Origin of the sequence: Fibrobacter sp. UBA4297 (assembly GCF_002394865.1) — a bacterium.
Taxonomy (GTDB): Bacteria; Fibrobacterota; Fibrobacteria; order Fibrobacterales; family Fibrobacteraceae; genus Fibrobacter.
Genome location: NZ_DGUZ01000005.1, coordinates 32,042 through 41,520, shown reverse-complemented (window position 1 = coordinate 41,520; position 9,479 = coordinate 32,042). Strand labels below are relative to the sequence as shown.

5 protein-coding genes are annotated in these 9,479 nt (G+C 49.4%); 3 read left to right on the top strand and 2 right to left on the bottom strand.

Annotated features, from left to right (window positions below; all coding sequences use genetic code 11):
* Both B3A20_RS01965 and B3A20_RS01960 read left to right on the top strand, forming a co-directional pair.
* Window positions 1-1,586, top strand: a 1,586-nt coding sequence (locus B3A20_RS01965) for a carbohydrate-binding protein (RefSeq protein ID WP_290761268.1), incomplete at its 5' end; no start/stop codon positions are given.
* Between the two features lie 18 nt (window positions 1,587-1,604).
* Window positions 1,605-3,671 carry a family 43 glycosylhydrolase gene (locus B3A20_RS01960; protein WP_290761266.1) on the top strand — a complete coding sequence of 689 codons (2,067 nt, stop codon included), beginning with the start codon at window positions 1,605-1,607 and terminating at the stop codon, window positions 3,669-3,671.
* Window positions 3,672-3,791: 120 nt separating this feature from the next.
* On the opposite strand, the gene B3A20_RS01955 is transcribed toward B3A20_RS01960, so the two are convergent.
* Both B3A20_RS01955 and B3A20_RS01950 read right to left on the bottom strand, forming a co-directional pair.
* A complete protein-coding gene (locus B3A20_RS01955) occupies window positions 3,792-5,087 on the bottom strand; it encodes a type II toxin-antitoxin system HipA family toxin (RefSeq protein WP_290761264.1) in 1,296 nt (431 codons plus the stop codon).
* Window positions 5,088-5,096: 9 nt separating this feature from the next.
* The gene (locus B3A20_RS01950) at window positions 5,097-5,507 is read right to left on the bottom strand and encodes a helix-turn-helix domain-containing protein (protein WP_290761262.1); all 411 of its coding nucleotides are present in this window, start codon (window positions 5,505-5,507) and stop codon (window positions 5,097-5,099) included.
* 296 nt (window positions 5,508-5,803) lie between these two features.
* On the opposite strand from B3A20_RS01950, the gene B3A20_RS01945 reads away from it, so the two are divergent.
* Window positions 5,804-9,301 (top strand): glycoside hydrolase family 2 TIM barrel-domain containing protein, encoded by a 3,498-nt coding sequence (locus B3A20_RS01945; RefSeq protein ID WP_290761260.1) that lies wholly within the window; start codon window positions 5,804-5,806, stop codon window positions 9,299-9,301.
* Window positions 9,302-9,479: the final 178 nt, after the last annotated feature.

The window sequence follows — 9,479 nt, the reverse complement described above, 5'->3', positions numbered from 1 at the left end:
ATTTGCAGGCAAGTATGTTCAACATCGAAGTCATGGCTGAAAACGGCCGTCTTGGCTCTAACAAGTTCCTCCTCTGGCGTCCGGATGCTGGTTTCCGCGTCGAAAATGCGCACCATTTCAAAATCAAGAATTGCACGTTCACGCAGATGGCTGCAACTGGTCTTGACTTTGTCTCTGGTACAAATGATGACGTGATTGAAGGCAACGTATTCTATGAAATCGGCGGCTGCGGTATTATGCTCGGCAAGTTCTCTCAAGACTCCACGACCGAAATTCACATCCCGTACAACCCGAAGGACAAGGACGAAATCAGTACCCGCGATACAATCCGTTACAACCTCGTGACAAACGTGACGAATGAACATCAGGGCGCTGTGGGCATTGCCGCCGGGTATCCGCGTTATGTCGTCATCGAAAATAACGAAGTGTCCTATACAAACTATTCCGGTATCTCTGTGGGTTATGGCTGGACCAAGAGCGAAACAGCCATGACGAACAACAAAATTAATAAGAACAACATCCACCACATTGCCCGTTTACTTTGCGACTCCGGTCCGATTTATACATTGAGCAACCAGGGCACGGGTAGCGAAATCAAGGAAAACTACATCCATGATATGTCCCAGTCCAAGTGGTCGGATTACTGGATCTTGCCGATTTATCTTGACGAAGGCTCTAGTGGCTTTGCTGTCGAAAACAACTCTTACAAGAACGCTCCGAGCGGCGTTGGCCGTAACGCTCCGGGTCAGTTTACCGAAAAGAACAACGGTGGCTACATCGCTTCTGTTGCCGAAGCTGCTGGCCTCCAGGGCGAATTCAAAAACATCGGGGATCGCATCAACACCATCCCGCTTCCGGATTTCTCCAACGTGGTTCCGCAGGCTCCGTTTGTCGAAAACATGACAATTCCAGGCGTTATCGAAATGGAAAATTACGATGAAGGCGGCCAGAGCATTTCTTTCAACGACAAGGACTTTGTGAACGAAGGCGGCGTCTACCGCGAAGATGGCGTGGACATCACTCAGATTGATTCTACGGACAAGTCTAAGGGCTACGCTGTGGGTTACACGCAGGCTGGTGAATGGATGGAATACACCGTGAATGTCACAGCTGGTGAATACGTGTTCCTTGCAAACGTGGCTTCTGGTCTCGAAGGCTCTAGCTTCCAGCTCTTCTTGGATGGCAAGGCGATTAGCGATACAATTGTTGCCCCGAAGGGCGAAGACTGGAACACTTACGACATGGTCGAAGGTAAGACTACTGCTCTTGAAGCTGGTGAACATGTGCTTCGCGTGGCCATCACGGGTGCTTACCTGAACATCGACTGGATCAAGTTCGGCAAGTCCAAGGATGAAATCATTTCCATCAAGCCGAATGTCCGTTATGGTTTGAATATGGATATCTCTCGCAGTTCCACGCTGAACGTGTTTGATGTCCGTGGCCAGCACATGGGCGTCATCCGCGTGATGGGCATGCCGACAACGACTTCTGTGATGCAGGCTATGCAGACAAAGAACTTTGGGTCTGGAGTCTACTTTGTCCAGAGTATGAACAAGACCTTTGGCAAGATGATTCAGGTAAAATAATTTTGGAGTGGGATGACTATGAAACTTACAAATAAACTTTTGCTCGCGTTTGGACTTGGTTTTGCGTCCAATGCGCTTGCTGAAAATCCGATTATCCAGACGTACTATTCGCCGGATCCGGCTCCGGTCGTGTTTGGCGATACCGTTTGCGTGTACACGGGAAACGACGAAGGCGGTTCCTTCTTTACCATGCACGGTTGGCGCGTCTCTTGCACCACCGATATGGTGAACTGGACCGATATGGGCGAACTCATCCTCACGAATGAAAGCTTTGGTGGCAATGCCAAGAAAAACGGTGACTGGGCTGCTCAAGTTGTTCGTCGCAATGGCAAATATTACTACTACGTGACTGTGGAATCGACTCGCGGTGGCCGCGCTATTAACGTCGCTGTGGCCGACAAGCCGGAAGGTCCGTTCAAGGATGCTCGTAATGGTCAGCATCTTGCAGGTCCGAACTGGGATTACATTGACCCGACCGTTTGGATTGACGATGATGGCCAGGCATGGCTCTATTGGGGCAACCCGAAGCTCTATTACGCCAAGCTCAAAGAAAACATGATTGAGTTCGATGGCGATATCAAGGTGACGGATATGAGTCGTGGCTTCTCTCCGAGCGGAAACTCCGTTTACACTGAAGGTCCGTGGATCCACAAGCGCGACAAAAAATATTACATGATTTACGCTTCTCATGGCGTGCCCGAAAAGATTTCTTACTCCACCAGTGATTCTCCGACGGGTCCGTGGAAGTGGGGCGGCGTCATCATGGATCAGGGCAACGGTACTGCGTTCACAAACCATTCCGGTCTCATTGACTTCAAGGGGCGTAGCTTCTTCTTCTATCACAACCAGAAGAACGTGAGTGGCGGTGGCTATAGCCGTTCTACTGCAGTTGAAGAATTTACCTGGAATGCTGACGGTTCGATTCCGACCATCAAGTCTACGAATGATGGCGTCAAGAAGCCGATTAAGAACCTTGACCCGTTCACGCGCGTTGAAGCCGAAACGAAGTCTTGGGTCGGTGGCATCAACGTCGACAAGAGCGGTGGATACACCATCATCAAGCATGTGGCAAAGCAGGGCGATAACGTCTACCTCACCAACATGGGTTCGAACTTCTATACAAAGGTTCGCTCCGTGGACATGGGTGATGGCGCAGACCGCATCATTGTTTGCACGAGAGGTAATGGCGGTAAGATTGAACTCCATGCCAAGTCCGAAACAGGTGCAACACTTGCAACAATGAACATCCCGGCAAGTTCTAGCTGGCAAGAAAACACCTTCGACTTGAAGGATGCTGCAGGCGTTGAAGACTTGTTCTTTGTTGTCAAGCAGGGTGGTTTCGATTTCGACTATTGGTATATGGAAAGCGAAAAGACTGCTGTTCCGCAGACCCCGTTCAAGGAAGTCGCATCTGCAATCCCGGGCAAGATTGAAGCGGAAGATTACGATGTCGGTGGTCACAACAAGGCCTTTTACGATAACGACCGCGAAAACAAGGGCGGTGCCTATCGCGAAGATGAAGTGGACATCGTGCAAATTGACTCTGCGGACACGTCTAAGGGCTTCGCTCTCGGTTACACCGAAGATGGCGAATGGGTGGAATACACTATCGATAACCAGATTGCGTCTGAATACACGGTTCGTTTGAACATGGCTACGGCATCTGATGATGTCGGCGTCCAGTTCTACGTTGATGGCAAGGAAATTACCGATGTCATCAAGGCCGAAAAGGGCGAAGATTGGGATCATTATTCTACGGTTGAAGCAAAGACCAAGGAAATCCCGAAGGGCGAACATGTACTCAGAATGCAGATTGTCGGGAACTTCGTGAACGTGGACTGGTTCAAGTTCTGCATGGGCTTTGATTGCGAAGAAAGTTCTATTGCACTTACGAAGGCTCGCGTGGAACTCCAGATTCCTGAAAAGATTTACGCAGTCTTTGGCATGACCGGCAAGTTCCTCGGCAATGTTGAAGTGAACGGTCAGAGCGTTGCAAAGTCCATCCGCGCCGCAGGCTTTGTGCCGGGTGTGTACATGGTCCGCAGCGTAGGCCAGTCCAAGACCTTCCGCGTCCTCGTGAAATAACGAGTGCGTCATTCTGAACCCGCTAGGGTGAAGACCGGTAAATGTTCAAAAAAATGGCGACCTTCAGGGTCGCCATTTTTCTTACATGTCACTCCGGCCGCAGTGCCGGGGCGACATTTTTTACAAAATAAACTCATGTACTCCGGCAATTGCTCGGGCAATCCTTGCGTGTACTCCGTTTTGCTTCGCGAGCTTTGGCCATTCCCTTACAGAGTCTTCAACTTCGGCAAGAATTTTCTTGTAACGCCCTTGCTTCAATCCTGCAAACTTGGCGACTGCCTTGAAGTCGTCTAGCTTAAATCCGCTGCGCTTCCCGTTGAACGTCATTTGGTGCGAACCTGTCCATGCGCCTTGCGGATTGTAGGCGTACGTCATATCGAATGCGGGTGCCAATGTCCACATGCCTCGCTTGTCCATCAAGAACCCGATGTTTTTGGCGTGGTCGTCCTGGTTGCGAGCGCAGATGTTGAATGTGGCGCGCCGATACATTTCTTCAAGCGCTTCATAGCCGAGTCCAAGTCTTTTAATAATGTCTAGAGCTTGTTCGTAACTGTAAGCTCCTGGCATGTTGAAATCGTAGTGGGCGATGCCACAAAGCGATTGGTAGTGTAATTTCTTTCCGCCGGCAAGTCTGTCGAATCGTCTCGTCATAAAATGCCTGTGGCCTGCGCACTCGTACAGCCTGCATTCGGTCATGTCGATTCCTGCGAGTTTTGCCATTTGCGAGTAGGTGAATTCTATGGCTCCGTATCCGAAAATATCTGCGTTTTCTTTATCGCGGTTGTTTGTGACGTCGTCAAGTTTCAAAAGCCAATAGCCAAATCTCGGATCGGTTGCGACTTGCCCCGAACGCATTTCTCCGCTCTCCTCGTCGTAGGCAACGAGAATTTTTGCGCGTGCGCCACCTGCAGACGTACCGACCCTGAGAATTTCCTCAAAAGACTTGCTGCCTTTTTTGCTGAGCGCTTTGGTTGAAAAACGTTTGCGCTGGTTTAGAACTTCTGCCGCAAAAATTCTCAAATTCTCAACATTCAGAGAATCGTCTGTCGCAGAATTTGGCCCCTGCAACGGCAAAAATTCTAATGCGCCCATGCCGCGATTGCCCGTATAGCACAAGCGTTCAAGCGCCGTGAAACTTTCTGGCGCACGCCCCTGTCGCAAAAGCCACGAGTCGATAATGCTATTGCCGAATTTGTCTGGAATGCAGTCTGCAAAAAGTCCCGGCAGTCCATGAAACGTCTTTGACAGTGTCGGGAACGAGTAAATTTGTCGAGAAACCGGCATGACTATAGGAGATGGCTCGATGCCAGCTCCGATAAAGTTTGGTGCGTATTCAAAACGTGCGACGCTTTCGCCTTCCATCATCGAAAGCGCTCCAATTGTCGTTCCCCAGAGTTTAACTTCTACCGCAATCATGATGTACCTTTATTTGTCTTCGTCCCAGACCCAGGGCGTTTGGGGTGTGCCGTTAGTTTGGTCGCCTGCGTTGTATTCGGCGGAATTTTCTTTTAAAATGCTTGCGGTGTTTTTGCGTGGTGTGCTTGCACGTTTGCGGTTCTTGATTTTTCCCATGTACAAAAGTTGCATGGGGGAGGGTAAGTCGTTCGGGAAGACGCTCAAAAAGCTTTCGAGCATTCCGCATGCGCGCAGAACTTTTATGAAATTTACGATCTGCACGGAATCGCCGCGTTCGATGCGTTCAATGGTTCCTTTGCTTACTCCCGACTGTTCGGCGAGTTGTGCTTGCGTCCAGTTGTTTCGGATGCGGAATGCGGCTAGGCGTTTCCCGATCAGTGCGAGTGCGGATTCGTCTGTTTGTGCGGAATATGTTGTCATGTTCCCTCCTTTTTCTATAGTAAATGTAATATATTTCTTTGTGTTTTGCAACTTTTAATTCATTTAAATTAATAGTTTAATATGTGATTTGGCTTATAATTCTTTAAATTAAGAGAATTAAATTTTGTTTTAGAGGTGTTGGCGCTTGTTTGATTAGGCCTTTCCAAATTGCTCCATAAAAAGTCGTAAAGGTACCTTCCCTTTGACAATATATCCACGAAATTAGCAAAATCACTTGTAAAATACCCCTGTTTTGGGGGTATTTTTGATTTTAGGAATATGATAAGGGAGGACTTATGAACTTTGGTTCTAGTTTGTCTTTGGTTTTGGCTGCTGGCCTTGTGTTGGCTGCATCTTCGTTTGCCCAGCCTAACGACGAGTGGAATGGCAAGCCGAGAATTTTTGGTGTGAATACTTTGAGTCCGCATGTGACTTCGATGCCGTACTCCACGGTTGAAGAGGCTGTGAAGGGCGACCGTCACGCGTCGGAATGGTACCAGACGCTTTCGGGCGAATGGAGATTTTACCATGTCGATAAGCCTAGCCAGCGTAACAATGATTTCTACAAGGACAACTATGATGTTTCCAAGTGGGATAAAATCAAGGTTCCGAGTTCTTGGCAGCTTTTAGGCTACGATCATCCGATTTACACGAACGTTATTTATCCGTGGTCCCAGAACAACCGCGTTTCTGCACCGTATGCTCCGACGGATTTTAACCCGGTCGGTCATTATCGCCGTACGTTCACGGTTCCCGAAACTTGGGATGGCAAGCGCATCCGTTTGCACTTTGAAGGTGTTGAATCTGCTTACTATGTATGGGTGAACGGCAATTATGTCGGCTACAGTGAAGATACTTTCACGGGTCATGAATTCGATATCAATAAGTACCTCCGCAAGGGCGAAAACAACATCTCTGTGCAGGTGTTCCGCTGGTGCGACGGTTCTTGGCTCGAAGACCAGGACTTTATCCGTCTTTCCGGTATTATGCGCGATGTGTATATCTACGCTGTGCCGCAGGTCCATATTCAGGACTTCCAGATTGATGCGACTCTTACGAACAACTACAAGGACGGTCTCTTAAAGACGACCGCTTGGATTTACAATTCTACGGGCAAGCAGTCTGGCGATTACACCGTGGAACTTTCTTTGTACGATGCTTCCGGTGCCGAAGTGATTAAGCCGACTTCCCAGAAGGTTTCCGGCATTGGTCCGAATGGTGCCGAAAAGAGCGTCCACTTCGAAATTCCGTATTCTTCTCCGAAGCGCTGGTCTGCTGAAACGCCTGACCTCTATACCGCAGTGCTCACGTTCAAGGATGCTGACGGCAAGATTCTCCAAGTTGAAAGTAACAAGATTGGCTTCCGCAAGATTGAAATCAAGAAAGACAATGGTGCTCCGCGTTTGTACGTAAACGGCATGCCTGTGAAGTTCCATGGTGTGGACCGTCACGAACTTGATCCGGATAACGGCCGTGCTGTGACTTACGATCGTATGGAAAAAGACATTATCCTCATGAAGCGCTTCAACATCAACGCGCTCCGTATGTCTCACTATCCGAACAATCCGGTGATGTACGATCTCTGCGACAAGTACGGTATTTACGTGATTGACGAAGCTAACGTCGAAAGTCACGGTGCAAACAATGACCTCCCGAAGAACAGCGACGACTGGCGCGCTCCGGCTGTAGACCGTATGAATACCATGGTGCAGCGCGACAAAAACCATCCGTCTATTATTCTCTGGTCGCTCGGTAACGAAGCGGGTAATGGTAACGTGTTTGCCTCGGAACGTGAACGCGCTCACCAGATCGATTCCACTCGCTATGTGCATTACGAAGGCGACTGGAACAATGCCGATGTGAACAGCTGGATGTACTTTGGTCCAGATGCTGTCCAGAATTATCGCGATGCCAACAAGCCGATTATGTTGTGCGAATACGAGCACGCAATGGGTAACTCTGTGGGTGATTTGCAGGAATACATGGACGCCTTCTACGGTAACCCGCGCTCTTTCGGTGGCTTCATTTGGGACTTCATTGACCAGGGCCTGCGCCACAAGGGAACTCCGTACTTCGAATTTGGCGGTATGTGGGGCGACTGGCAGAACGACGACAACTTCTGCGCTAACGGTCTCGTGTTCCCCGATCGTAAAATCCAGCCGGAAATGTGGGAAGTCAAGTACCAGTACAGTCAAGTTCGTGTCCATAACGTAGACGCCGCAAAGGGCAAGATTGAAATTGAAAGCCGCTACCTCTACAAGAATCTTGGCGACTTCCTCGATGCCTTCTGGCAGATTAAGGAAAACGGCAAGGTCATTAAGGAAGGTAAGATTGACGGGTCACAGATGAACATCGGTCCGAACCAGAAGAAAACCGTAACGATTGACATGCCAAAGATTGAAACGACAGTCGGTGCCGAGTACTTCCTGGATATCGATTTCCGCCTCAAAAAAGATGAACTCTGGGCTAAGGCGGGCTACAGCATCGGTCATGAACAGTTCGGCATTGATTTAGGCCAGCTCTGGTCTACTGAAATTGATGTGAGCACCATGGAGGCCCACAAGGTCTCTAAGAACAATGGTCTCACGATTGAAGGCTCTGATTTCAAGATTAAGTTTGACGAAAAGTCCGGTACGCTTGCAAGCTACGTTCTTGATGGCGATACGATTATCAAGAACGGCGGCCGTCCGAACTTCTGGCGCGCCCCGATTGATAACGACAAGGGCTTCAACATGGAACGCGGCCATGGCGAATGGCGCAAGGCTAGCAACAACCGCTCTGTCACTTCCGAAGTCAAGGAAGTTTCCGCTCGCGAAACGCAGGTGACGTTCAATTTCGGTTTCCCGGATGTCGGCAGCACCCGCATGAAGCTTACGTACACGGTTTACGGCAGTGGCGATATCGTTGTGGAATACACGCTCAATCCAGATGGGTCTAAGAGCTATTTGCCAAACGTGGGTACGCTCTTTACTGTTCCTGGTGGTTACGAAAAGGTCCGTTACTTTGGTCGTGGTCCGGACGAAAACTACATCGGACGTAACCGCGGTAGCTTCATGGGACTTTATTCGACGTATGCAGACTCTATGACCGTCATGTACATGGAAATTGGCGAAACGGGCCAGCGCACCGATGTCAAGTGGGCGACACTTACAAACGAAAAGACGGGCAAGGGCCTTATGATTGTGGGTAACCCGCGCATGGAATTCAGCGCCCAGCACTACACTCCGGAACAGCTCACTAATGTGAAGCTCCCGTGGGAACTCAAACGCGACAAGGATATCACGCTCCGTGTGGACTTGCACCAAATGGGTGTCGGTGGCATCAACTCCTGGGGCGCAGAACCGCTCAACGCTTACCGCCTGAATGCCAATCGCGAATACTCTCACAAGTTCCGCATTGCGCCGATTCGTAAGCAGTTGAACGACCCGACGGAATACTCGCTGCTTGGTTTCAAGAACTTTGGCTGGAACAAGGAAATTCCGCCTGCACCATATAGCCAAAAGGAAATCGACAAGATTTACGAAAATCAGCCGGATAAGGACATTACGGAAGGTGCAAATCCTGATACGGAAGGGCTTATTCCTGTAGCGCTCCCGGGCAAGATTCGTGACCTCTCTGTCGCAGAAAAGAACTACAATGTCTTTGATGCTCAGGGCAAGAAGGTCGGTGCGTTTACGACTCGCGGTGTCGAAGACCTCCATGCGATTACGTCTGGACTCGTCAAGAATTCCGGCGTGTATATCGTGAAGTCCAAGAACGGTGGCCAAGCCTTCCGCATCACCGTCAAGAAGTAAGAAATAATCGATTGAAGAACTGTCATCGCGAGGCTTCTAACAGCGCCCCGCGATGACTTTTTTTATTGAAGCCCATTGATAAAAAATCAATGAGAAGAATTCTAAACCTATATGAAATCCCCTCTCCGAGGGGTATTTTTTATAAGGGAAAACTGTCATCCTGGAGAGTTCGTAGAAC

Excerpts from the sequence above, each read along its gene's own strand:
- B3A20_RS01960 (WP_290761266.1), top strand. The coding sequence starts at position 1,605 with ATGAAACTTACAAATAAACTTTTGCTCGCGTTTGGACTTGGTTTTGCG.
- B3A20_RS01955 (WP_290761264.1), bottom strand. The coding sequence starts at position 5,087 with ATGATTGCGGTAGAAGTTAAACTCTGGGGAACGACAATTGGAGCGCTT.
- B3A20_RS01950 (WP_290761262.1), bottom strand. The coding sequence starts at position 5,507 with ATGACAACATATTCCGCACAAACAGACGAATCCGCACTCGCACTGATC.
- B3A20_RS01945 (WP_290761260.1), top strand. The coding sequence starts at position 5,804 with ATGAACTTTGGTTCTAGTTTGTCTTTGGTTTTGGCTGCTGGCCTTGTG.